22 protein-coding genes and 1 pseudogene are annotated in these 23561 nt (G+C 70.9%); 7 read left to right on the top strand and 16 right to left on the bottom strand.

Translation table 11 applies throughout. The features are described from left to right. Window positions 1–45: 45 nt before the first annotated feature. The 11 genes from hpnE to ACWD26_RS32230 form a co-directional block, all read right to left on the bottom strand. A complete protein-coding gene (gene hpnE / locus ACWD26_RS32180; protein WP_451275476.1) occupies window positions 46–1473 on the bottom strand; it encodes a hydroxysqualene dehydroxylase HpnE in 1428 nt (475 codons plus the stop codon). After that, a complete protein-coding gene (locus tag ACWD26_RS32185) occupies window positions 1470–1610 on the bottom strand; it encodes a DUF6380 family protein (RefSeq protein ID WP_451275477.1) in 141 nt (46 codons plus the stop codon). The genes hpnE and ACWD26_RS32185 overlap by 4 nt, the downstream gene beginning before the upstream one ends. Beyond that, on the bottom strand, window positions 1610–2560 hold the full coding sequence (gene hpnD / locus ACWD26_RS32190) for a presqualene diphosphate synthase HpnD (protein WP_451275478.1): 951 nt from the start codon (window positions 2558–2560) through the stop codon (window positions 1610–1612). The genes ACWD26_RS32185 and hpnD overlap by 1 nt, the downstream gene beginning before the upstream one ends. After that, entirely contained in the window at window positions 2557–3456 is a 900-nt protein-coding gene (gene hpnC / locus ACWD26_RS32195; RefSeq protein ID WP_451275479.1) for a squalene synthase HpnC, read from the bottom strand. Before hpnC ends, hpnD begins: the two co-directional genes overlap by 4 nt. A 426-nt stretch (window positions 3457–3882) precedes the next feature. Then, entirely contained in the window at window positions 3883–4650 is a 768-nt protein-coding gene (locus tag ACWD26_RS32200) for an ABC transporter ATP-binding protein (protein ID WP_451275480.1), read from the bottom strand. Then, the gene (locus tag ACWD26_RS32205) at window positions 4643–5572 is read right to left on the bottom strand and encodes an ABC transporter permease (RefSeq protein ID WP_451275481.1); all 930 of its coding nucleotides are present in this window, start codon (window positions 5570–5572) and stop codon (window positions 4643–4645) included. Before ACWD26_RS32205 ends, ACWD26_RS32200 begins: the two co-directional genes overlap by 8 nt. A gap of 95 nt (window positions 5573–5667) precedes the next feature. After that, complete coding sequence (locus ACWD26_RS32210; RefSeq protein ID WP_451275482.1) at window positions 5668–6540, bottom strand: glycosyltransferase family 2 protein; 873 nt, start codon at window positions 6538–6540, stop codon at window positions 5668–5670. 8 nt (window positions 6541–6548) lie between these two features. Beyond that, complete coding sequence (locus tag ACWD26_RS32215; RefSeq protein WP_451275483.1) at window positions 6549–7277, bottom strand: CDP-alcohol phosphatidyltransferase family protein; 729 nt, start codon at window positions 7275–7277, stop codon at window positions 6549–6551. Window positions 7278–7305: 28 nt separating this feature from the next. After that, window positions 7306–8370: an iron-containing alcohol dehydrogenase family protein gene (locus tag ACWD26_RS32220; RefSeq protein ID WP_451275484.1), complete on the bottom strand. Its 1065-nt coding sequence runs from the start codon at window positions 8368–8370 to the stop codon at window positions 7306–7308. Further along, window positions 8358–9110, bottom strand: coding sequence for a phosphocholine cytidylyltransferase family protein (locus ACWD26_RS32225; RefSeq protein ID WP_099966170.1), 753 nt, complete (start codon window positions 9108–9110; stop codon window positions 8358–8360). The genes ACWD26_RS32220 and ACWD26_RS32225 overlap by 13 nt, the downstream gene beginning before the upstream one ends. Continuing rightward, window positions 9107–10927, bottom strand: a complete 1821-nt coding sequence (locus ACWD26_RS32230; RefSeq protein ID WP_451275498.1) for a DUF5941 domain-containing protein — start codon at window positions 10925–10927, stop codon at window positions 9107–9109. Before ACWD26_RS32230 ends, ACWD26_RS32225 begins: the two co-directional genes overlap by 4 nt. A 401-nt stretch (window positions 10928–11328) precedes the next feature. Between ACWD26_RS32230 and galE the strand changes: the two genes are divergently transcribed. The 4 genes from galE (at window position 11329) to idi (ending at window position 14631) form a co-directional block, all read left to right on the top strand. Next, window positions 11329–12300, top strand: a complete 972-nt coding sequence (galE, locus tag ACWD26_RS32235) for a UDP-glucose 4-epimerase GalE (RefSeq protein WP_451275485.1) — start codon at window positions 11329–11331, stop codon at window positions 12298–12300. 156 nt (window positions 12301–12456) lie between these two features. Next, the gene (locus ACWD26_RS32240; RefSeq protein ID WP_451275486.1) at window positions 12457–13404 is read left to right on the top strand and encodes a cation diffusion facilitator family transporter; all 948 of its coding nucleotides are present in this window, start codon (window positions 12457–12459) and stop codon (window positions 13402–13404) included. Further along, on the top strand, window positions 13395–13913 hold the full coding sequence (locus ACWD26_RS32245) for a GNAT family N-acetyltransferase (protein WP_451275487.1): 519 nt from the start codon (window positions 13395–13397) through the stop codon (window positions 13911–13913). Before ACWD26_RS32240 ends, ACWD26_RS32245 begins: the two co-directional genes overlap by 10 nt. Before the next feature lie 124 nt (window positions 13914–14037). Next, on the top strand, window positions 14038–14631 hold the full coding sequence (gene idi / locus ACWD26_RS32250; RefSeq protein ID WP_451275488.1) for an isopentenyl-diphosphate Delta-isomerase: 594 nt from the start codon (window positions 14038–14040) through the stop codon (window positions 14629–14631). A 104-nt stretch (window positions 14632–14735) separates the two neighbouring features. On the opposite strand, the gene ACWD26_RS32255 is transcribed toward idi, so the two are convergent. Both ACWD26_RS32255 and ACWD26_RS32260 read right to left on the bottom strand, forming a co-directional pair. After that, window positions 14736–15245 (bottom strand): ATP-binding protein, encoded by a 510-nt coding sequence (locus ACWD26_RS32255; protein ID WP_451275499.1) that lies wholly within the window; start codon window positions 15243–15245, stop codon window positions 14736–14738. A gap of 172 nt (window positions 15246–15417) precedes the next feature. Continuing rightward, window positions 15418–16137, bottom strand: a pseudogene (locus ACWD26_RS32260) (HdeD family acid-resistance protein). Window positions 16138–16206: 69 nt separating this feature from the next. Between ACWD26_RS32260 and ACWD26_RS32265 the strand changes: the two are divergent. Continuing rightward, window positions 16207–16950, top strand: a complete 744-nt coding sequence (locus tag ACWD26_RS32265) for an enoyl-CoA hydratase/isomerase family protein (RefSeq protein WP_451275489.1) — start codon at window positions 16207–16209, stop codon at window positions 16948–16950. Window positions 16951–16962: 12 nt separating this feature from the next. Here ACWD26_RS32265 and ACWD26_RS32270 read toward each other — a convergent pair whose 3' ends face one another. Together ACWD26_RS32270 and ACWD26_RS32275 are read right to left on the bottom strand one after the other, a co-directional pair. Continuing rightward, entirely contained in the window at window positions 16963–17598 is a 636-nt protein-coding gene (locus tag ACWD26_RS32270) for a DJ-1/PfpI family protein (RefSeq protein WP_451275490.1), read from the bottom strand. 25 nt (window positions 17599–17623) lie between these two features. Further along, entirely contained in the window at window positions 17624–18577 is a 954-nt protein-coding gene (locus ACWD26_RS32275) for a GlxA family transcriptional regulator (protein ID WP_451275491.1), read from the bottom strand. Between the two features lie 238 nt (window positions 18578–18815). On the opposite strand from ACWD26_RS32275, the gene ACWD26_RS32280 reads away from it, so the two are divergent. Both ACWD26_RS32280 and ACWD26_RS32285 read left to right on the top strand, forming a co-directional pair. Then, window positions 18816–18959 carry an LPFR motif small protein gene (locus tag ACWD26_RS32280; protein ID WP_257537496.1) on the top strand — a complete coding sequence of 48 codons (144 nt, stop codon included), beginning with the start codon at window positions 18816–18818 and terminating at the stop codon, window positions 18957–18959. 158 nt (window positions 18960–19117) lie between these two features. After that, the gene (locus tag ACWD26_RS32285; protein WP_451275492.1) at window positions 19118–21508 is read left to right on the top strand and encodes a Tex family protein; all 2391 of its coding nucleotides are present in this window, start codon (window positions 19118–19120) and stop codon (window positions 21506–21508) included. Between the two features lie 154 nt (window positions 21509–21662). On the opposite strand, the gene ACWD26_RS32290 is transcribed toward ACWD26_RS32285, so the two are convergent. After that, on the bottom strand, window positions 21663–23300 hold the full coding sequence (locus tag ACWD26_RS32290; RefSeq protein ID WP_451275493.1) for an ABC-F family ATP-binding cassette domain-containing protein: 1638 nt from the start codon (window positions 23298–23300) through the stop codon (window positions 21663–21665). Window positions 23301–23561: the final 261 nt, after the last annotated feature.

Here is a 23561-nt window from a genome sequence, read left to right on the forward strand (position 1 = left end):
TCGCGTTGCCGAGAGTGCGGGAACCGGTCCGGTGCGCTTCGAGCGTCACGCCGCCTCCTCATAGTCGAAGAGGTGATCTCGGGGCCGGCCCAGAGCGGCCAGCGCGGCGGCCGCCGCACCGATACCGCTGCGGACCGCACTCTCCATGGTCGCGGGCCACCCGGTGGCGGTCCACGCTCCGGCCAGGTACAGGCCGGGTGCCTTGGTGCGGGCGCCGGGCCTGAGCCTTCCGACGCCGGGGGCGGGAGCGAAGGTCGCGGTGCGCTCCCGGGTCACGAAGAAGTCCTTCACTTCGGCGCCGCGCGCGCCGGGCAACAGCCGCTCCAGCTCGGGCAGATACCGCTCGCGCAGGTCGGACACGGGCGTGTCGATCTCGCCCTGCGCGGCCGACTGCGACAGCGCCAGGTACTGGCCCTCGCGCAGCCCGGACGCCTCGGTCCGGTCGAAGACCCACTGCACCGGCGAGCCGAGAGCCGCGAAGAACGGCCTGCTCAGCACCTTCCGGTCGTACACCACATGGACGTTGAGGATCGGCGCGGTGCCGATCTCCAGCAGCCGCCCGGGGTCGTCCAGCGCGCCCTCGGGCAGCAGGTCGTACGCCTCGCGCTGCGGTACAGCGAGGACGACCGCGTCGGCGCCGAGGCTCTCGCCGGGCACCTCGACCCGCCAACTCCCGTCTGCCAGGGGGGAGATGGAGGTGACGCGGGTACGGAGTTCCGTGCGGACGCCTGCCGAGTCGAGCGCCTTGCGGGCCAGCCGGTCGTGCAGTTCACCCAGCGGGACATGGGCCCAGCCGATGTCGGCCGCGCCCGGGTCGGACAGCAGGCCCGTCTTGAACACCATCGCGGCGAGAGCGAGGGAGGCGTCCTGAGCGACCGCGTTGAGGGTGGCGACCCCCACGAGGTCCCACAGCGCCTCGACGGCACGCGCCGACTGCCCGTGCGCGGCCAGCCAGCCGCCGAAGTCCCGCTCGTCCAGGGCGGGGTCGGCGAGGTCGAGCGCCTTGAGCGCCAGTGCGGCCCGCCCCACCTTGGCGCGCTCGGCGAGTGAGAGGTGGGGGTACGTGGCCAGGCTGCGCCCCAGGTGCAGGGGTACGGGCAACGCGTCGCGCCGCAGTCTGCCGAGCCGCTGCCCGGGCCTGCCCCCGGCGTCGAGGACCGGCACGTCGAGACGATCCTGCAGCGGTGCGAGCGCGGCCCCGTCGACGCGGTCGAGGAACCAGCGGTAGGCGGTGCAGCAGCGCAGATACACGTGCTGTCCGTTGTCGACGGTGAGGTCGCCGCGCTGGAAGGAGAAGGCGAGCCCGCCGAGGCGGGGCCGTCCCTCCAGAAGGGTGACGCCTACGCCCGCGTCGGCGAGCGAGAGCGCGGCGGTGACGCCCGCCAGGCCCCCGCCGACCACCACGGCCGTGCTCCGGGGGCGGCCCGTACGGTCGGTGGCCGGCAGTCCCCCGGACTGTGTGCCGTCGGTCATCGCGCACCCTCCCCTGCCGGTCCGCCGAGCCGCTGAAGCGGTCCGCGGTGGGCCGTCGCAGTCAGGGACGCCCTCATGTCGCGGAGGGTTGCGTACCACTTTTCCCCGATGGATTCACCTTGGCGCAGATTGTCCATCAGACGCGCCTCCTGACGGTACGGCGCGACACATGGCGGGCGTCCAGACCGGACAGACCGCGTACGGCGACATAGGCCTTCTCGCGACCGGGCAGCGAGACCCGGCCGCGCAGCACGGCCTCCGGCTCGCGCTCGATGCGGTCGAGGAGCCGCCGGTAGATGCCCGCCATGGCGGCGACACAGGCGCCGCTGCGCCGGTCGAGCATCGGCAGCAGCCGGTAGCCCTCGGCGAAGAGGGCGCGGGCCCGGCGCACCTCGAAGTGCACCAGACCCGCGAAGTCGGAGTCGGCCGGCGGGTTCGGCCCGGCGAACCCCGCCGAGCAGCCGAATTTCGCGAGGTCGTCGGAGGGCAGATAGGTGCGTCCGCCCTCCGCGTCCTCCCGAACGTCCCTGAGGATGTTGGTGAGTTGGAGCGCGAGCCCGAGGGTGTCGGCGTACTCCGGAGCGCGTTCCGCGCCGCGCGCCCCCGGCTCCGTGCCGAAGACGCCGAGGGAGAGCCGTCCGATGGCGCCGGCGACACAGCGGCAGTAGACCTTCAGGTCGTCCCAGGTCTCGTAGTGCTCGCCGTGTACGTCCATGAGGACGCCGTGGATGAGTTCGTCGAGGGCGTCGAGCGGGATCGGGAAGGCCGCCCCGGCGTGGGCGAGGGCGACCGCGACGGGGTCCGTGTCGTCCTCGTCGACGGAGCCGTCCCGGACGCGGGTGAGCAGGGCTCTGGTCTCCTCCAGCCGGGCCGCCTTGACCTCGACCGCGAGCGCGCCGTCACCGATGTCGTCGACGCGCCGGGAGAACGCGTACAGGGCGGACATCGCGCGGCGCTTGGGCGTCGGCAGCAGTCTGATGCCGTAGGCGAAGTTGCGGGCCTGCCGCCCGGTGACGGCCTCGCAGTAGCTGTAGGCGGCGAGTACCGGTGCGGACGGGTGTGGTTCCGACTCCACGGTCCGGATCACCCCTCTCCTCGCAGGGTCGCGCCCACCTCGCGCAGCAGCCGGAGCTTGCCGGGCTTGGGGGGGCCGGGAAGTACGTCGAATCCGGCGGCGGTGATCGCGTGGACGGCCGCCTTTCCTCCCGCCACGAACCCCGCGAGGAGCAGCCTCAGCCTGCCGTGGACGCTACCCACGAGGGGGGTGCCCTCATTCAGGAGATTCCGGGCGCGTTCGGTCTCGTACGCGACCAGTGCGCGCACCGACGCGCCCGCGGTGGGCGCGGCGAGATCCGCCTCCTGGACGTGGAAGCGCTTCATGTCCGCGGTGGGCAGATAGACACGGTCGCGGCCGAGGTCCTCGGCGACGTCCTGGAGGTGTTCGACGATCTGCAGGGCCGTGCAGATCGCGTCCGCGTGCCGGACCCGCTCGGGGGTGCTGGTGCCGGTGACGGCGAGGACCAGGTGGCCGACCGGGTTGGCGGACAGCGCGCAGTAGGCGAGCAGGTCGTCGTAAGTCTCGTACCGCTTGACCAGTTGGTCCTGGCGGTTGGCGGCGATCAGGGCGAGGAACGGCTCGGGGGTGAGGGAGCGGCGGCGGACCGTGCGCTGGAGTCGGCGCAGCAGCGGGTGGTTCGGGGTGGCGTCGAAGACCTTGCGGAGGTCGGCCTCGAAGGCGTCCAGGAGGAGCAGCCGGTCGTCGGCGTCCCGCGGGGAGAGGCCCAGGAGGCGGGCGTCGGCGCCGCCGGGGGCGAGGTCGCCGTCACCGATGTCGTCGACGAGGCGGGCGAAGCCGTAGACGGCCATGAGGTCGTCGCGCCAGGGCCTGGGCAGGAAGAACGGGGCGACGGGAAAGTTCTCGGCCCCGGCCTTGTCGAGGGTGTCGCGCTCCGGGTCCGTGCGCGCCGTCCCGGCTTCGGTCACCACCCGTCACCCGGCGCGGGAACGGCAGAAGCGTCGTCGAGCAGGGGAGTCTCCAGAGCCATGGCCGTCACATCTCCCGTTCTACACTGCCGACCCAATACGCACCATTTCGGACACGCCGCCCAGTGGACGGCGTCTGCGGCGGATGCCGAGTGTCGCGCATTATGGACCTACTTGCCGCGATTCGGCACCGGTACAGCTTACGTTCTACAACGCACCATGCTCCGTCGGGGTGTCCTGCACATCACAAGAACGCACCGATTGCCCCCAAGATTCCTATGGGTGGCCGGAGTTGACCCTTCCTTGCCGGAGTTGGCGTTTCCTTTGCGAACACCGGCCCGAGCCGGCCCGAGCGCCGTGTCCCGGTTTCCCTCGCAGACGCCGGGCCCCGCCGGAGCAGTTCCGGCGGGGCCCGGGTCATTCGGGCTACTTGCCCGTGAACTTCTCGTATTCCTTCAGCACCTCGTCGGTCGGGCCGTCCATGCGCAGTTCGCCGCGTTCCAGCCACAGGACGCGGTCGCAGGTGTCGCGGATGGACTTGTTGTTGTGGCTGACCAGGAAGACGGTGCCGGCCTCCTTGCGCAGCTCCCGGATGCGGGCCTCGGAGCGCTTCTGGAAGTTCCGGTCACCGGTGGCGAGCGCCTCGTCGATCATCAGGACGTCGTGGTCCTTGGCGGCCGCGATGGAGAACCGCAGACGGGCCGCCATGCCGGAGGAGTAGGTGCGCATCGGCAGGGTGATGAAGTCGCCCTTCTCGTTGATGCCGGAGAAGTCGACGATCTGCTGGTAGCGCTCCTTGATCTGCTCGCGGGACATGCCCATCGCGAGGCCGCCCAATATGACGTTCCGTTCGCCCGTGAGGTCGTTCATCAGGGCGGCGTTGACGCCGAGCAGGGAGGGCTGGCCGTCGGTGTAGACCTTGCCCTTCTCCGCCGGGAGCAGACCGGCGATGGCCCGCAGCAGGGTGGACTTTCCCGAGCCGTTGGAGCCGATCAGACCGATGGCCTCGCCGCGGTAGGCGACGAAGGAGACGCCCTTGACGGCGTGCACCTTGCGCACGCCGCGCTCCTCGCCGCGCTTGAGGATGCGGCTGAGGGCGGCGGTGGCGCTGCCCTTGCCGGTCTTGGCGCCGTTGACGCGGTAGACGATGTGCAGTTCGTCCGCGATGACGGTGGGAATGGGTGCCTCAGCCACGGCCGTACCTCTCCTCCGCCTTCCAGAAGTACACGAAGCCGCCGAACGCGATCAGTACGGCCCAGCCGCCGGCGACCGCCCACACGTGCGGAGGCAGGTTCTCCGAGCCGTAGCCGTCGATCAGCGCGAAGCGCATCAGGTCCATGTAGATCGCGGCCGGGTTCCACTGGAGGATGTCGGCGATCCACTTGGGGTGGTCCGCGAGCATCACCGGGATGGAGAACATGACGCCGGAGGCGTACATCCAGGTCCGCATCACGAACGGCATCAGCTGCGCGAGGTCGGGGGTCTTGGCGCCCATCCGGGCCATGATCAGCGCGAGGCCGGTGTTGAACAGGAACTGCAGCACCAGCACCGGGAGGATCAGCAGCCAGGACAGGCGTGGGTAACTGCCGAAGCCGACCGCGACACAGAACAGCACGATCATCGAGAACAGCAGCTGCTGGAGCTGCTGGAGGGCGAAGGAGATGGGCAGCGAGGCGCGCGGGAAGTGCAGGGCCCGCACCAGGCCCAGGTTGCCGGAGATCGCGCGGACGCCGGCCATCACCGAGCTCTGCGTGAAGGTGAACACGAACACACCCGTGACCAGGAACGGGATGTACACCTCGCGCTGCATGCCTCTGTCGGCGTTGAGGATCAGCCCGAAGATCAGGAAGTACACCAGCGCGTTGAGCAGCGGGGTGGCCACCTGCCACAACTGGCCGAGCTTGGCCTGGCTGTACTGCGCGGTGAGCTTCGCCTGGGAGAAGGCGAGGATGAAGTGGCGCCGCCCCCACATCTGGCGGACGTACTCCACGAGTCCGGGCCGGGCACCGCTCACGGCGAGCCCGTACTTGGCGGCCAGTTCCGTCGCGGAGAGCCCGTCGTCGGGCGACGGACGGTCGCTCACCACAACCCTGCCGTCATGCGTTGTCTCACTCACAAATGGAAACTTTCGTCCTCAAAGTGCGCAGCCTGGTCGGGCCGAGGCGGAAACCTGGACCGGGTACGGCCGAATGCTCTCAGATTTCGAGCTTGTCAGATGACGGGAGGTCGGCCCAGTCGGGTCAGCCGCCACACCGTACGCCACTTCATGGGCCGGCGGGGGCCGCAGGAACGCGTCCAGCCCTCCTTGAAGCCGCCGAACCAGGCCTTCAGAGCCGGCCCGGAGGGCTTGCGGAGCAGGGTCAGGAGCAGCCAGACGCCCAGGTAGACCGGGACGAGCGGGGCCGGGAGGTTACGGCGCGCGAGCCAGACGCGGTTGCGCGCGACCATGCGGTGGTAGACCGCGTGCCGGGAGGGCGCGGTCGTGGGGTGGTACAGCACCATGTCGGACCGGTAGTCGATCATCCAGCCCGCGTCGAGTGCCCGCCATGCCAGGTCGGTTTCCTCGTGGGCGTAGAAGAATTCGTCCGGAAGCCCGCCGACTTCGGCGAGGACCTGGGTGCGTACGGCGTTGGCGCCGCCGAGGAACGTGGTCACCCGGGAGGAGCGCATCGGGTCGGAGGCCCGCAGCCGGGGCACGTGGCGCCGCTGGGTCTCGCCGGTGTCGGGGTCGGCGATGCGGAAGCTCACGATGCCGAGCCTCGGGTCGTCCTCGAAGGCCTTGCGGCACAGTTCGGCGGTGTCGTGGTGGGCGAGCAGGCCGTCGTCGTCGAGGAACAGGAGGATGTCGACGTCCCGGCCGCTGGGGCCGAACGCCTCTATGCCTATGTTGCGGCCACCGGGGATGCCGAGGTTCTCGGGCAGCTCGACCGTCGTCACGCCCTCGGGGACGTCCGGGATGGGCGAGCCGTTGCCGACGACGACCACCTCGACCCGGTCGCCGTCCTGCTTGGCGACCGAGTCGAGGAGGGCGCGGAGTTCGTCGGGGCGGTTGCCCATGGTGATGATCACCGCGCCGACCTTCATGCCGCCGCTCACTTCAGCCTGCTGGAGACGAGGATCGACACCAGGTGCAGCAGTGTCTGGAGCAGCGCGATGCCGGCGAGTACGGCCACGCCGAGCCGGGAGAAGAACAGGTCGCCCCGGGCCTGGTCCACGATCGCGAGGACGAGGATCAGCAGGGAGGCCTCGACGCCGAGGATCAGCCGGTGGAACTTCAGGGCGGCGGCGGCCTTGCGGGCCAGCGCCATGCCGGAGGAGCGCGGCTCGGCGGCCGACTCCTGGACCGGCGGCTTCCCGGTCTGGTGTCGGGCGACGCCGACGAGGTCGGTCTCGGCCTTGATCAGGATCGCGCCGAGGGCGGCGAGCGTGCCGAGGAAGGCCCACAGCCAGTCGATCCGGCCGGTGCCCCACAGGTCGGCGGCGCGCAGCCCGAAGCCGACGAGGACGGCCGCGTCGCACAGGTAGGCGCCGACGCGGTCGACGTAGACGCCGGTCATCGAGTACTGCTTGCGCCAGCGGGCGATCTCTCCGTCGACGCAGTCGAACAGCAGGTACAGCTGGACCATCAGCACACCGAGGACGGCGCCCCAGATGCCCGGCACGAGCAGGGCCGGGGCGGCGAGGACGCCGAAGACGGTCATCAGGTAGGTCAGCTGGTTGGGCGTGACCCGGGTGTTCACCAGGTGCCGGTCTATGCGCAGGGAGATCTCGCGCATGTAGAGCCGGCCGGCCCAGTGCTCGCCGCTCCGCCGGTCCTTCACACCCGGGGGGTGAACGACCGGGCGGAGCTCAGCTACTGATGGCTTTGGCATAGTCGGCGTATGCGTCCTTGATCTGGTCGGTGCTCAGTTCGAGGTGCTCGAGGATGGTGTAGCGGCCCGGCCGAGTCTGCGGGGCGAACTCCACGACCTGGACGAACTCCTCCACGGTGAAGCCGATCTCGTCCGGGAGGACGGGCAGACCGTGATGGCGGAGGACCTCGGCCATCTGGCCCGCGATCTCGTGGTGGCCCCGCAGGAACGTGGCGAACGCGCCGCCGAGACCGCACTGTTCACCGTGGAGGGCGTTGCGCTTGGGGAAGCTCAGGTCGAACGCGTGGCTGATCTCGTGGCAGGCGCCCGAGGCGGGACGGCTGTCGCCGGCCACGGACATGGAGATCCCGCACAGGACGAGGGACTCGGAGAGGGTCGTCAGGAAGTCGTCGTCGCCGACCCCGCCGGGGTGGCGGAGCACGGCCTCGGCGGCCTGGCGGGCCATGGCGGCGGCCAGTCCGTCGACCTTCTCGCCGGTCTCCCGGCTCGACAGCTCCCAGTCGGCGACGGCGGAGATCTTGCAGATCACGTCGCCGATGCCGGCCCGCACGAAGCGCACCGGGGCCTCACGGATGACGTCGAGGTCGATGACGATCCCGATCGGGTTCGGCACACCGTAGGAGCCGCGGCCCGCGTCGTTGTCGAGGGTGGCGACCGGCGAGCACAGGCCGTCGTTGGCGAGGTTGGTGGCCACGGCGACCAGCGGCAGGCCGACACGGGCGGCCGCGTACTTGGCGCAGTCGATGACCTTGCCGCCGCCGAGCCCGACCACGGCGTCGTAGTGACCGCCCTTCTTGATCGAGTCGGCGAGCCGTACCGCGCCGTCGATGGTGCCGTCGGCGTCGCAGAACCAGTCCGCCTCCGGAAACGCGGGGGCGAACCGGTCGCGCAGCGCCGCGCCTGAGCCGGCGCTGATGGCGAAGGCCAGCCGGCCCGACGGCGCGATGCGCTGGTCCGACAGAATCGCCGCCAGATCATCGAGCGCGCCTGGACGGATGTCCACGACGACCGGCGAGGGGATGAGCCTCGTCAGTACTGGCACGCGATCTCACGTCCCTTGGCGAGGTCGTCGTGGTTGTCGATCTCGACCCACTTGACGTCGCCGATGGGGGCCACGTCGATGCGGAAGCCGCGGTTCACGAGCTCCTGGTAGCCGTGCTCGTAGAACTGCTGCGGGTCCGTCTCGAAGACCGTCTTCAGGGCGTCGGCCAGCTCGTCGGCGGCCTCGCCCTCGATGAGGGTGACGCCGATGTACTCACCGGTCGCCTCGGCCGGGTCCATCAGCTTGGTGATCTTCGTCATGCCGCCCTCGGGGCCGACGACGACCTTCATCTCCTCGTCGGCGAGGGACTTCACCGTGTCGAGGGCGAGGATGATCTTCTTGCCGTCGCCGCGGGCGGCGAGCAGGGTCTTCTCGACGGAGACCGGGTGCACCGTGTCGCCGTTGGCGAGGATCACCGAGTGCTTGATGGCGTCACGACCGCACCACAGGGAGTAGGCGTTGTTCCACTCCTCGGCCTTGTCGTTGTCGATCAGGGTGATCTTCAGGCCGTACTTCTGCTCAAGGGCCTCGCGGCGCTCGTACACGGCCTCCTTGCGGTACCCGACGATGATCGCGACCTCGGTCAGGCCGATCTCGGCGAAGTTGCCGAGGGTGAGGTCGAGAACGGTGAGGCTGTCCTCGTTGCCCTCGGGGCCGACCGGCACCAGAGCCTTGGGCAGGGTGTCGGTGTAGGGGCGAAGACGCCGTCCGGCGCCGGCCGCCAGCACGAGGCCGATCATGCGGGTTCTCCTTCATCGTGTACGGCGGGTGCGCCTGTTTTATGGGCGATCACCCAGAAGCGGATGCTCTCGACGAGCACCAGCAGCGCCACGGCCACGGCGAGAGCCGTGAGCGCGACCTTGAAATCTGTGGGCGCGAGCAGCGCGGCCAGGACGGTGACCAGCAGGGTCCTGCCTTCGTGTCCGCCGATCGCCCGCACCAGCCACCGCGGTGGCGCTCCGGCGTCGCCGCGGATGCGGTACACCGTGTCGTAGTGATGGTAGGCGACCGCGGCCACCAGCCCGAAAGCCGCTGGAAGGGCTCCGTTCACATCGGCTTTGGCCGCCAACAGCAGAACGGTGCAGTATTCGGCGGCGCGGAAGAAGGGGGGAACGAGCCAGTCCAGGGCGCCCTTGAGGGGGCGTGCGACGGCACCGCCCGCGAAGACCGCGTAGAGGACGGCGGCCATGCTCGTGAGCGGGCTGCCAAAGGGCTCCATCCATGCGAAGAGCAACATGAACGCCGCCCCAAGTGCCGCCATCAGCACCGGTGAGCGGAAGAACGGACGGACCTGCGGTCGTCGTCCGGCCCGGGCCACCAGCTCGGCGAGCGCACCGGAGTCCGCGAGGTCCGCGAGCGCCGTTGCCGCGCGGTCGGTGCGCTCCGCCTTGCGCGTCAACGACCGGAGCACACGGCCCGCCGTCGTGTAGGTCGCGGCGAAGGCACAGCCAATGAGCAGCGCGTAGAAGGTGATACGAGGGGTCGTGGCCGCCGTGAGGACGGCGATCATCGCCCAGCGCTCACCGATCGGCAGCACGATCATCCGGCGAAGCCAGACCGTCCAGCCGACACTGTCCAGCTTGCCCGAGAGGGCCGCGGTGGGGCTGGTGTTGGCGGTGGCGTCGTGGTTCGCCTCGTTGAAGGAGAAGTCGACGACGTGGCGGCAGGTCTGCAGGATCATCGCGCCGAGCGCGAGCGCCCATACGTCGTCACCGCCGCGCGCGGCCCCGAGGGCGAGGCCCGCGTAGTAGGCGTACTCCTTGGCGCGGTCGAAGGTGGCGTCGAGCCAGGCGCCGAGCGTCGAGTACTGCAGCGAGTAGCGGGCCAGTTGGCCGTCGGTGCAGTCGAGGACGAAGGAGAAGAGGAGGAGCAGGCCGGCCGCGACGAAGCCGCCGCGTGTGCCGGTGGCCGCGCAGCCGGCCGCGATCAGGGCGGTGATCAGCGAGGCCGTGGTGACCTGGTTCGGGGTCAGGCCCCGGCGGGCGCACCAGCGGGCGAGGTAACGGGAGTACGGGCTGACGCAGTACGTGGTGAAGAAGCCGTCGCGGGACTTCACCGCCGTACGCAGCCGTACGGCCTCGTCGTCGACGGCGGCGACCGCCTGGCGGGCCTCGTTGCGGGCCTGTGGGTCGGCGGGGACGGCTGCGACCAGGGTGCCGAGTTCGGGGCGGTGCAGGCCGACGCCGTCGGCGTCGAGGGCGGCGATGACCCGGTCGGCGACGTCCTCGACGGCGACCGCGGTGGTGCCGCTCGCGGCGGAGCTCTCGCGGGCCAGCGCCCGGGTCAGCGCCTGGCGGGCGGCTGCCTGTACGGTCACGGCGCCCGGCAGGGCGGCGGCCTCGAAGCGGGGGTCGGTCAGTCCCAGACGCAGGGCGTGGACATGGCCCACGAACCGGGCGTCGACGATCGCGACCCGCTGGTCCGCGGGCACCGTCGCCAGAAGCGTCTCGGAGTCACCGGCGTCGGAGGCGACCCGCACGTCGAAGCCGAGCGACCGCAGATCGCCCTCCAGCGACGATCCGGGCACCGGCTGACCGGTGAGGATGGCGGTCGACAGACGAACTCACTCCCTGGGTGCCGACGCGACCGCGCCGGACATGTACGTGGTGGAGGCGCCGCGGCCCTGGAACCCGGCGGCGTGTCGGCAGAGGTTATCGGATGAAGGGAAGCGGGCGTTCACCGCCCGTTCACGGCCCGATCAGTTCGACCTGCTCACACCGTCGGCCCTCCGCCGCGATCATCATCGGGGATTTGAGGGTTGTGCCACAAACCGCCATCCACATATCGGTACATAGGGGGCGGAGAGAGGGGCGCGCTCTCTTCATCAAGAGGGCGCGGTCCGCGCTCCGAGGAGGCGCGGGGGACGGCGCGACCGGCCACGGACACAGCCGCACCCTCCAACCCTGCACACGCCCCACGGCGAACAGACACAACCCCATGCCCGAATAAGGTGGCCCCATGACATGGCTGATCACAGGCGGGGCGGGTTACATCGGCGCACACGTGGCGACGGCCATGACCGACGCCGGCGAGCGAGTCGTCGCGCTGGACGACCTCTCCTCAGGAGTCCGCAGCCGCCTCCCCGAGGACCTGCCCTTGATCCACGGCTCCGCCCTCGACGGCGACCTGCTCAAGCGCGTCCTCACGGACCACGGCGTGACCGGCGTGGTCCACCTCGCGGCCCGCAAGCAGGTCGGCGAGTCCGTCGCCCAGCCCACCCGTTACTACCAGGAGAACGTCGGCGGTCTCGCCACCCTCCTGGAGGCGTCCGCCGCGGCCGGCGTGCGGCGTTTCCTCTTCTCCTCCTCCGCCGCCGTCTACGGCAACCCGGACGCGAACCTCATCGCCGAGGACACCCCGTGCGCCCCGATGAGCCCGTACGGCGAGACCAAGCTCGCCGGCGAATGGCTGGTCCGGGCCGCGGGCCGGGCGCACGGCATCGCCACCGTGTGCCTGCGCTACTTCAACGTGGCGGGCGCCGCCGTCCCGGCGCTGGCCGACACCGGCGTCTTCAACGTCATCCCGATGGTCTTCGACCGGCTCACCCGCGACGAGGCCCCCCGCATCTTCGGCGACGACTACCCGACCCCGGACGGCACCTGTGTCCGGGACTACATCCATGTCGCCGACCTCGCCGACGCGCACCTCGCGGCGGCCCGCCACCTCACCGCCGAGGGCGTCACGGGTGACCTGACCGTGAACATCGGCCGCGGGGAAGGCGTTTCGGTCCGCGAACTCGTCGACCTCATCGGCGAGGTCACCGGCGACCGGCGACCCGCGCTCGTCGAGCCGCGCCGTCCCGGTGACGCGCCGCGCGCGGTCGCCTCGGCCGCGCTGGCCGAGCGGGAGCTCGGCTGGACGGCTCGACGCGGGGTACGCGAGATGGTCGAGTCGGCCTGGGCGGGCTGGCGGCGGCACCACGGCCTCTGACCAGTCCACGATCATGGCAACGCTCTGACCTGCGCATCGTTTCCGCAGGTCAGAGCAGATGACAACGGTGTTCAGTGCCGCGTTGCCGGATACCCCCCACCCGTAGTTCACTGTGATCCGGAGCCGAACACCCGGACGCAGGGGAAGGGCGGATCGATGGGGGCCGGTCACGATCACGGGCACGCGCATCACGCGCATCACGCGCCGACCAGCGGTACGGCGGCAGCGGCGTACCGCGGGCGGCTGCGGATCGCGCTGTCGATCACGCTCACCGTCATGGTGGTCGAGATCGTCGGCGGCGTTCTCGCCGATTCGCTGGCGCTCATCGCGGACGCGGCACACATGGCGACGGACGCGGTGGGCCTCGGCATGGCGCTCCTCGCCATCCACTTCGCCAACCGTCCCGCGACCGGCAACCGCACGTTCGGCTACGCCCGCGCCGAGATACTCGCGGCGCTCGCCAACTGTCTGCTGCTGCTCGGCGTCGGCAGCTATGTGCTCTACGAGGCGATCCAGCGCTTCCTCACCCCCGCGGGCACCCAGGGCGGCCTGACCGTCGTGTTCGGCGCGGTCGGCCTGGTCGCGAACATGATCTCGCTGACCTTGCTGATGCGGGGCCAGAAGGAGAGCCTGAACGTACGGGGCGCCTTCCTGGAGGTTGCCGCGGACGCGCTCGGCTCGGTGGCGGTGATCATCTCCGCGACCGTCATCCTGCTCACCGGCTGGCAGGCCGCCGACCCGATCGCCTCGCTGGTCATCGGCCTGATGATCGTCCCGCGCACGGTGAAGCTGCTCCGTGAGACCCTCGACGTCCTGCTGGAGGCGGCGCCGAAAAACGTCGACATGGCCGAGGTGCGAGCGCACATACTGGCCCTGCCCGGTGTGGAGGACGTCCACGACCTCCATGCCTGGACGATCACCTCCGGCATGCCGGTGCTCTCCGCCCATGTGGTGGTCGGCTCGGACACGCTGGACTCCATAGGCCACGAGAAGATGCTGCACGACCTCCAGGGCTGCATCGGCGACCACTTCGACGTCGAGCACTGCACCTTCCAACTGGAGCCGAGCGGCCACGCGGAACACGAGGCGAAGCTTTGTCACTGACGACCGTCTGGACGACACGACCGGAGACACCCGCGGACCGGGAGGGGGTGTACGGCGTCAACGCCGCCGCCTTCGAGACCGAGGCGGAGGCCGAGCTGGTCGACGCGCTGCGCGAGGACCCCGACGCCTGGCTGCCCGGGCTGTCGTACGTCGCCGAGGCACCGGACGGCACGATCGCGGCGTACGCCCTGATCACCCGCTGCCATGTGGACGAGGTGCCGGCGCTGGCGCTGGCCCCCGTAGCGGTGCTGCCGGACCATCAGCGGCAGGGAGCGGGCGGGGCCGTCGTCCGCGCCGTGCTGGAGGCGGCACGCACGGCCGGGGAGCGGCTCGTCCTCGTCCTGGGGCATCCCGGGTACTACCCGCGCTTCGGTTTCGTACGGGCATCCGAGTACGGCATCCGGCCGGGTTTCGACGTGCCGGACGCGGCGATGATGGCCCTGGTGCTGGACGGTTCCTCATCGGTGGCATCCGGCACGATCAGGTACCCGGCAGCTTTCGGGGTCTGAGACGCGGGCGGCGTGTGTCTCCCGGTGGGGTGTGCGGGTAGGACATGCGGGTCGACGCGAAGTCCCGGGAGTGCCGGTTTCGTGCGGCAGACTTGAGGCTCGAAGAACGAGGCGAAGGATGGGCATGCCGATCACACCTGCCACCGCGATGCACAGTTCACCGAACGGCGTCACGGAAGCGATCCTGCTGGAACTGGTCGACGAGCACGGCACCACGATCGGCACCGCGGAGAAGCTGGCCGCTCATCAGCCGCCCGGACAGTTGCACCGGGCGTTCTCCGTCTTCCTGTTCGACGAGCGCGGGCGGCTGCTGCTCCAGCAGCGGGCCCTCGGCAAGTACCACTCCCCCGGCGTCTGGTCCAACACCTGCTGTGGGCACCCCTACCCGGGCGAGTCCCCCTTCGCGGCGGCCGCGCGGCGGACGCACGAGGAGCTGGGGGTCTCCCCCGCGCTGCTCGGCGAGGCGGGCACCGTCCGCTACAACCACCCGGACCCGGCCTCGGGTCTGGTGGAGCAGGAGTTCAACCATCTGTTCGTCGGGCTGCTGAAGGCCCCGCTGCGGCCGGATCCGGAGGAGGTCGGGGCCACCGCGTTCGTGACCCCTGCCGAGTTGGCGGAGCGGCATGCCAAGGACACCTTCTCGGCCTGGTTCATGACGGTCCTGGACGCGGCCCGGCCCGCGGTCAGGGAGCTGACGGGCCAGGCCGCGGGCTGGTGACCGCTGCCTCCCGTCCGTGGATCGGTGGCCTCCGGTCCGTGGATCGGTGGCCACTGGGTCCATGGACCGGTGACCTCCGGCCCTGGGACAGCGACCCCTGCCCCTTAGATCACGTGTGCGGGTTTGAGCGGCAGGGCGGCCCAGATCACCTTGCCGCCGCTCGCGGTGTGCTCGACGTCGCAGACCCCGCCCGCCTCCAAGGTGATCTCGCGCACCAGGAGCAGACCGCGACCGCCGAGCCGGCCGTGGTCGGTCTCCAGGGCGGTCGGGCGGTAGGGGTGGTCGTCCTCCACCGAGACCCGTACCCACTCCGCGCCGACGGCGACCTCGACGGCGAGTGTGGGCGACAGGAGCGCCGCGTGTTTGACGGCGTTCGTCACCAGCTCGGAGACGATCAGCAGAAGTCCCTGGACGAGGTCGTCCGAGATCGGCACACCCTGTCGGGCGAGCAGGTCCCGGACGGCGCGCCGCGCCTGCGGCACCGAGGCGTCGACGGCGGCAGCGGTGAACCGCCAGACCCCTTCGTACGGCAGTGGTCCCGGCGGCTGGGGGTCGTCGGGTGCGTGCCCGCCGCCTCCCGGGCGTGGGTCGCCCCCGCGCCCATGGTCGTCCATTGTCCGGTCGCCACCCTTGCGCTCGATTGTCACCACATGTCGAGTGTTGGTAACTCGGCGCTGCCCACGCAGGACTGAACAGAAGTCAGCACTTATCGACGACTTTCGGATCGCCCGTGTCCGAACCGGGCAGTCGCATGACCACTCCTGTGCGGGGCGTGCCGTTTTCGGACTATTCGGGTTGTACGGGTGCGGCGCCCGACCCGCCCGCTTCCCCCCTCGGTCGCTCACTCTCCGTGAGCCGCTCGGAGACCAGCCCCACGACGCGGCGGCCACCGAAGCCGGTGGCGATCAGGCCGAGGCCGTCGAAGAGCAGGGCCAGCGAGAAGAAGGTGCCGATGACGTACTCGCTGTTGCTCGGCCAGGAGGCGAGGACCAGGATGCCGAGGAGGATACCGAAGGCGCCCTACACCAGCGTCCAGCCGAACTGGGGGCCGCGCACCACGAGGCTGCCGACCAGCCGGAACACCCCGCCGGTCAGGAAGAGCAGCGCGGCGAACATGGTGAGCGCCTCGGCCGCCGCCTCGGGGCTCTTGATGACGACGACTCCGGCCGCGATGTTCAGCGCGGCGACGACGACGCCGAGCCAGAAGAAGTTGGTGCCCCGCGCCTGGACCGCGTGCAGCAGGCCGATCGCTCCGCCGACCAGCAGCAGCCATCCGAACAGGATCATCGAGGTCAGGGTGGCGAAGCCGACGTAGACGAGTCCGACGAGGCCGGCGATCACCAGGATCACGCCGAGCGCGGTCAGCCGGCCGAAGTCCCTGCTGAGCCTGGCGGTCTCGGCGGCCACGTCCTCGGCGGCGTAGACACCCGTCCCCGCCCGCACGCCCGTCGCGGGGGCCGCGCCCTTCGCGGGGCGTGTGTCCTTGGTCTTCCTGGATCCGAGCATGGGGGCCTCCTCGCGGTTCCGGGCCCCTTCTTGATCGTATGGGCGCGGGGGGTGGCTAGCATCCCGTGCATGGAGCCTCAGCTGCTGGACACCGTCGCCGACGGGGTCGCGACCGTCGTCGTCCACCACCCGGCCAAGCGCAACGCCATGACGGCCGGGATGTGGCGGGCGCTGCCGCCGCTTCTCGACCGGCTGGCCGCCGACCCCGCCGTACGGGCACTGGTGCTCACCGGGGAGGGCGGGACGTTCTGCGCGGGGGCCGACATCTCCACGCTACGGCAGTCACCGGGCGAGGCCCAGGGGTTGGCCCTGCGCGCCGAGAACGCCCTCGCGGACTTCCCCAAACCGACCCTCGCCGCGGTCCGAGGGCACTGTGTGGGCGGCGGAGCGCAGTTGGCGGCGGCCTGCGATCTGCGGTTCGCGGAGGAGGGGTCGTTGTTCGGGATCACCCCGGCGAAGCTGGGCCTGGTCTATCCAGCCTCCTCCACCCGGCGGTTGGTGTCGCTGGTCGGGCCCGGGACCGCCAAGTACCTGTTGTTCTCCGGAGAGTTGATCGACGCGGAGCGTGCGCTCCGTACGGGGCTGGTGGACGAGGTGCTGCCGTCGGGTGAACTGGCCGAGCGGATCCGGGAGTTCACCCGTGTGCTGGTCTCGCGCTCCCGGCTGACGCAGGCGGCGGCCAAGGAGTTCGCGAACGGCCGTACGGACCGCGACGCCCACTGGGCCGAGCAGGCGCGCGGCAGCGGCGACGCCGCGGAGGGCGTCGCCGCGTTCCTGGAGCGCCGACAGCCCCGGTTCACCTGGAGCGTCTGACTCCCCCTTGGCTCACCGCAGAACGAAGCGGCTGTTCTCGCGGAACCATTCGACGAGGTGGGCCGGCGCCTTCTCCGGGGCGCCCGCGTCGTACGGCGGCTGCGGGTCGTACTCCGTCGCCAGCTGGATGGCCCGGGCGTGGTCGTCACCCGCGATCCTGCCGAGCAGGGTCAGCCCCATGTCTATGCCGGAGGAGACACCCGCCGCGGTGACGTACTTGCCGTCGAACACCACCCGCTCCCCCGTCGACTCCACCCCGAACCTCTTCAGCTCGTCAAGGGCCAGCCAGTGCGAGGTCGCGCGGCGGCCCTCCAGCAGGCCCGCGGCGGCGAGCAGCAGGGAGCCGGTGCACACCGAGGTCGTCCAGGTGCTGGTGGTGTCGGCCGTGCGCAGCCAGCTCAGGAGTGCCTCGTTCTCCATCTGCGCGCTCTGGCCGGGGCCACCGGGGACGATCACGATGTCGGGGCTCGGCACCTCGGCCAGGGTCTTGTCGGCGGTGATCGCCAGGGCTCCCTGATCGGTACGGACCGGGCCGGTCTCCTCGGCGACGAAGACCAGTTCCGCGTCCGGGGCGCGACCGAGGGTCTCGTAGGGGCCCACCGCGTCGAGGGCGGTGAAACGGTCGAACAGGACGATGGCGATCTGCATCGGAGGTCCTTTCGTTGGGGTCGGCTCAGTCGGCCAGGACGGGACGGAAGCGGCGGCGGTACTCCGCCGGGGCCGTGCCGAGGCTCTTCACGAAGGCGCGGCGCATGGCCTCGGAGGTGCCGTAGCCACAGGTGCGGGAGATCTTCTCGATGCCGTCGCTGGTGTCCTCCAGGAGGCGGCGGGCGTGTTCGAGGCGGACCCGGTCGACGTACCGGCCGGGGGTCATGCCCGTCTCGGCCTGGAAGGCGCGGGCGAAGTGGCGGGGTGAGAGCCGGGCGCGGGCGGCCAGGTTCTCGACGCTCAGATCGTCGCCGGGGTGCTCGGTGACCCACTGCTGGACCTCGCGGAGCGGTTCCCGCCGGGCTGTCTGGGCCGCGAGCTGGGCGCTGAACTGGGCCTGGTTCCCCGGCCGGCGCAGGAAGACGACCAGATGGCGGGCGATGGCGAGGGCGGCGTCGCGGCCGATGTCCTCCTCGACGAGCGCGAGGGCGAGGTCGATGCCGGAGGTGACGCCGGCGGAGGTGGCGATGTGCCCGTCGCGGATGTAGATGGGGTCGGGGTCGACCTCGATCGCCGGGTGGTCGCGGGCCAGCTTGTCGCTGTACGCCCAGTGGGTGGTCGCGCGGCGGCCGTCCAGGAGGCCCGCCTCGGCGAGCAGGATCGCGCCGGTGCAGACCGAGACCAGACGCTCGGCCCGCGGACCGTGCGCACGCAGCCAGGCGACCACCTCGGGGGCGGGGTTCCGGGTGCCCTGACCGCCGGGGACCAGCAGGGTGTGCGGGGTGGGTGTGTCGGCGAGGGCGTGGTCCGGGACGAGGGTGAGGCCGCTGGAGGTGCGTACGGGCGCGCCGTCCAGGGAGGCCGTGGTGATGCGGTACGTCCCGGGCGTGTACTGCTCCGCGCCGGCGAAGACCTCCATCGGGCCCGTGACGTCGAGACTCTGCACGCCGTCGAAGAGGACGACCAGGACGGTTCGCATGCCCTCGATTCTTGGGCGGGCGGACCATGACCGCAATGACGAGTACCCCACCTTTCCTGCCACCGGAGGAACCGGAACGGCGTCGAGGACGGACCCGATGACGACGCTGTTCGGCGCGGGCGTGGTCCCGGCGGGGTGATCGGCGAGCGCTGATCGGGATGGTTCAGGCATGAACGGTGCGGGGTGCGGTACCCGATCGTTCCTGGCCCAGCCAGCCGGGAGACGAAAGGGGAAGTACGTGTTCCGTGCGATCGCAGACGTGTTGCGGCAGATCGGTGGGGCCATCGCGACGGTGGTCACGCTGCCGTTCCGGGCCCTTGCCCGGCTCTTCGGCGGCGCGTCCAGTTCGACGCGCCGCACCGGGCGAGCCCGCCGGGCCTGAGGAAGGCCGAGCACAGACCACGGAGGAGCCGGACGCGACCACGCGTCCGGCTCCTCCTGCGTACCGGGCCAAGGCGCGTTTCGCGCCCTGATCCCCCACTGTCGGCGCCACCTGCCACAATTGCCGCGCAACCTCAGTGGAGAAGGCGGTACGGGATCGTGACGACACCCGGGTCCATCGAAGTAGGGTCCATCGAAGGCAGGATCGCCGAGGAGCTCGGCGTACGGGAGCGGCAGGTGAAGGCCGCGGTGGAACTGCTCGACGGCGGTTCGACCGTGCCCTTCATCGCCCGCTACCGCAAGGAAGCGACCGAGATGCTCGACGACGCGCAGCTGCGCACGATCGAGGAGCGGCTGCGCTATCTGCGGGAGCTGGAGGAGCGGCGGGCGGCGATCCTGGACTCGGTGCGCGAGCAGGGCAAGTTGACGCCGGAGGTCGAGGCGCAGATCCGCGCCGCCGAGACCAAGGCGCGGCTGGAGGACATCTACCTGCCGTTCAAGCCGAAGCGGCGCACGAAGGCGCAGATCGCGCGCGAGGCCGGTCTCGAGCCGTTGGCCGAGGGCCTGCTCGGCGACCCGACCGTCGAACCGTTGGCCGCCGCTGCCGCGTTCGTGGACGCCGACAAGGGCGTCGCCGATCCGCAGGCCGCGCTGGACGGTGCCCGGGCGATCCTGACCGAGCGGTTCTCGGAGAACGCCGACCTGATCGGCGAGCTGCGCGAGCGCATGTGGGTGCGGGGCCGGCTGGCGGCCAAGGTGAAGGACGGCAAGGAGGAGGCGGGCGCCAAGTTCGCCGACTACTTCGACTTCGCCGAGCCGTTCACCGAGCTGCCGTCCCACCGCATCCTGGCGATGCTGCGCGGCGAGAAGGAGGACGTCCTCGACCTCGTCCTGGAGCCGGAGGAGCCCTCCGAGCAGCCCGGCCCCTCGTCGTACGAGGGGATGGTCGCCCATCGTTTCGGGATCGCAGACCGCGGCCGACCCGGCGACAAGTGGCTGACGGACACGGTCCGCTGGGCCTGGCGGACCCGCATCCTCGTCCACCTCGGCATCGACCTGCGGCTGCGGCTGCGGACGGCCGCCGAGGACGAGGCGGTGAACGTGTTCGCGGCGAACCTGCGCGACCTGCTCCTCGCCGCTCCGGCCGGCACCCGCGCGACGCTCGGTCTCGATCCCGGCTTCCGGACGGGCGTCAAGGTCGCCGTGGTCGACGCGACCGGCAAGGTCGTCGCCACGGATGTGATCTACCCGCACGTTCCGGCCAACAAGTGGGACGAGGCCATCGCCAAGCTGGCGCGGCTCGCGAAGGAGCACGCGGTCGAGCTGATCGCGATCGGCAACGGCACGGCGTCCCGCGAGACCGACAAGCTCGCCGGTGAACTGATCACCAAGCACCCCGAGTTGAAGCTGACCAAGGTGATGGTGTCCGAGGCGGGCGCGTCGGTGTACTCGGCGTCAGCGTTCGCCTCACAGGAGCTGCCCGGGATGGACGTCTCGCTGCGCGGCGCCGTCTCGATCGCGCGCCGGCTCCAGGACCCTCTGGCCGAGTTGGTGAAGATCGACCCGAAGTCGATCGGCGTCGGGCAGTACCAGCACGACCTGTCCGAGGTGAAGCTGTCGCGTTCGCTGGACGCGGTGGTCGAGGACTGTGTGAACGGCGTCGGCGTCGATGTGAACACGGCCTCCGCCCCGCTGCTGGCCCGTGTCTCCGGCATCTCCTCCGGGCTCGCCGAGAACATCGTGGCCCACCGTGACGCCAACGGCCCGTTCAAGTCGCGTGCCCAGCTGAAGGGGGTGGCACGGCTCGGCCCCAAGGCGTACGAGCAGTGCGCGGGCTTCCTGCGGATCCGGGGCGGCGACGACCCGCTGGACGCGTCGAGTGTGCACCCGGAGGCGTACCCCGTCGTCCGGCGGATGGTGAAGACCTCCGGTCAGGAGGTGGCGGCCCTCATCGGCAACACGGGGGTCCTGCGGTCGCTGCGCGCCGGGGACTTCGTGGACGAGACGTTCGGTCTGCCGACCGTGACGGACATCCTGAAGGAGCTGGAGAAGCCGGGGCGTGACCCTCGGCCGGCCTTCAAGACGGCCACGTTCAAGGAGGGCGTCGAGAAGATCTCCGACCTTGTCTCCGGGATGGTCCTGGAGGGGGTCGTGACGAACGTGGCGGCGTTCGGGGCGTTCATCGACATCGGTGTCCACCAGGACGGGCTGGCGCATGTCTCCGCGCTGTCCAAGACGTTCGTCAAGGACCCGCGTGATGTGGTGAAGCCCGGGGACATCGTGAAGGTGAAGGTGCTCGACGTCGACATTCCGCGGAAGCGGATCTCGTTGACGTTGCGGTTGGACGACGAGGCGGCGTCCAAGGGGGCGTCGCAGGGGCAGGGGGGTGCGGGAACCCGGCCTCAGCGGGGGGCACGTGGGGGGCAGCCGCCTCGGCAGCAGGGGCGTGGCGGTGGTTCCCGGCAGGGGGGTGCGGCGCCGGCTCCTGCCAACAGTGCGATGGCTGACGCATTGCGGCGGGCGGGGTTGGTGGACAAGAAGCGCGGCTGAGTTTTCCGGCGGGGGTTCTCTCGCCCCCGCCGCCCCTACCCGTCCCATCCTCAAGGGTTGCGCCCCTTTGACCCCCAGACGTCCGTCCGGTGGGGGCTGGTCGCGCAGTTCCCCGCGCCCCTGAAAAGCAGGGGCGCGACCAACCCCCTCGCCCTCAGCTCTCCGTCACCTTGCCTGCCTCCACAGTGACGCGGCGGGTCACTCGGACCGCGTCCAGCATGCGGCGGTCGTGGGTGACCAGGAGCAGCGTGCCCTCGTAGGAGTCCAGGGCCGATTCGAGTTGCTCGATCGCCGGGAGGTCCAGGTGGTTCGTCGGTTCGTCGAGGATCAGGAGGTTGACGCCTCGGCCCTGGAGCAGGGCGAGGGCCGCGCGGGTGCGTTCGCCCGGGGAGAGGGTCACCGCCGGGCGTAGGACGTGATCGGCCTTCAGGCCGAATTTGGCGAGGAGGGTGCGGACCTCGCCGGGCTCGGTGTCGGGGACGGCCGCGCAGAAGGCGTCGAGGAGGGACTCGGGGCCGTGGAAGAGGGCGCGGGCCTGGTCGACCTCGCCGACGAGGACACCGGAGCCGAGGGCGGCGTGGCCGGCGTCCAGCGGGATCCGGCCGAGCAGCGCGCCCAGGAGCGTCGACTTGCCCGCGCCGTTCGCGCCGGTGATGGCGATGCGGTCCGCCCAGTCGATCTGCAGGGAGACCGGCCCGAAGGCGAAGCCGCCCCGCCGCACCTCCGCGTCGCGCATCGTGGCGACGACGGCGCCGGAGCGCGGCGCGGTCGCGATCTCCATGTGCAGCTCCCACTCCTTGCGCGGCTCCTCGACGACGTCGAGCCGTTCGATCATGCGCTGGGTCTGCCGGGCCTTCGCGGCCTGCTTCTCGCTCGCCTCGCTGCGGAACTTGCGGCCGATCTTGTCGTTGTCGTTCGCCTTGCGCCGCGCGTTCTTGACACCCTTGTCCATCCACGAGCGCTGCATCTGTGCGCGGTCCTGCAGCGCGGACCTCTTGTCGGCGTACTCCTCGTAGTCGTCGCGGGCGTGCCGGCGGGCCGTCTCGCGCTCCTCCAGATAGGCCTCGTATCCGCCGCCGTAGAGGCTGATCCGGTTCTGGGCGAGATCGAGTTCGAGGACCTTGGTGACCGTGCGGGTGAGGAACTCGCGGTCGTGGCTGACGACCACCGTGCCCGCGCGCAGACCGGAGACGAAGCGTTCGAGTCGTTCCAGGCCGTCGAGGTCGAGGTCGTTGGTGGGCTCGTCGAGGAGGAAGACGTCGTAGCGGGAGAGGAGGAGGGAGGCGAGTCCGGCGCGGGCGGCCTGGCCGCCGGAGAGGCCGGTCATGGGCTGGTCCAGGCCGACACCGAGACCGAGGGAGTCGGTCACCTCCGCCGCCCGCTCGTCCAGGTCGGCGCCGCCCAGGTCGAGCCAGCGCTCCAGGCTGGTGGAGTACGCATCGTCGGCACCCGGCGCGCCGTCGACGAGTGCCTGGGTGGCCTCGTCCATCACCCGCTGGGCCTCCGCCACGCCCGTGCGCCGGGCGAGGAACTCCCGTACGGTCTCGCCCTCCCGGCGCTCCGGTTCCTGCGGCAGGTGACCGACGGTCGCCGTGGGCGGGGACAGCCGCACCTCGCCCTGCTCGGGCGGGAGCAGGCCCGCGAGGAGCCGGAGCAGTGTGGACTTGCCCGCGCCGTTGGCGCCGACCAGCCCGATCACGTCCCCGGGGGCGACGACGAGGTCGAGGCCGGAGAAGAGCGAGCGGTCGCCGTGGCCGGCGGCGAGGTTCTTGACGACGAGGGTGGCGGTCACGAGGGGCGATCCTAACGACAGGGGGGTGGGTCCTCCTAGCGGCGGTGGGTGCGGCTCCGTCTTCTGCTCGCCCCCACCGCCCCTACCCGACCTTCCCCCACCAGGGGCTGCGCCCCTTCGACCCCCAGCTGACCGTCCGGTGGGGCTTCTCGCGCAGTTCCCCGCGCCCCTTGAGGGCCTGCGGCCACCCAGGGGCGAAAAGCACGGGGCGCAGCCCCTGCTTTTCCGGGGCGCGGGGAACTGCGCGCCCAGCCCCCCCCG

The organism is Streptomyces sp. NPDC002787, from assembly GCF_053592095.1.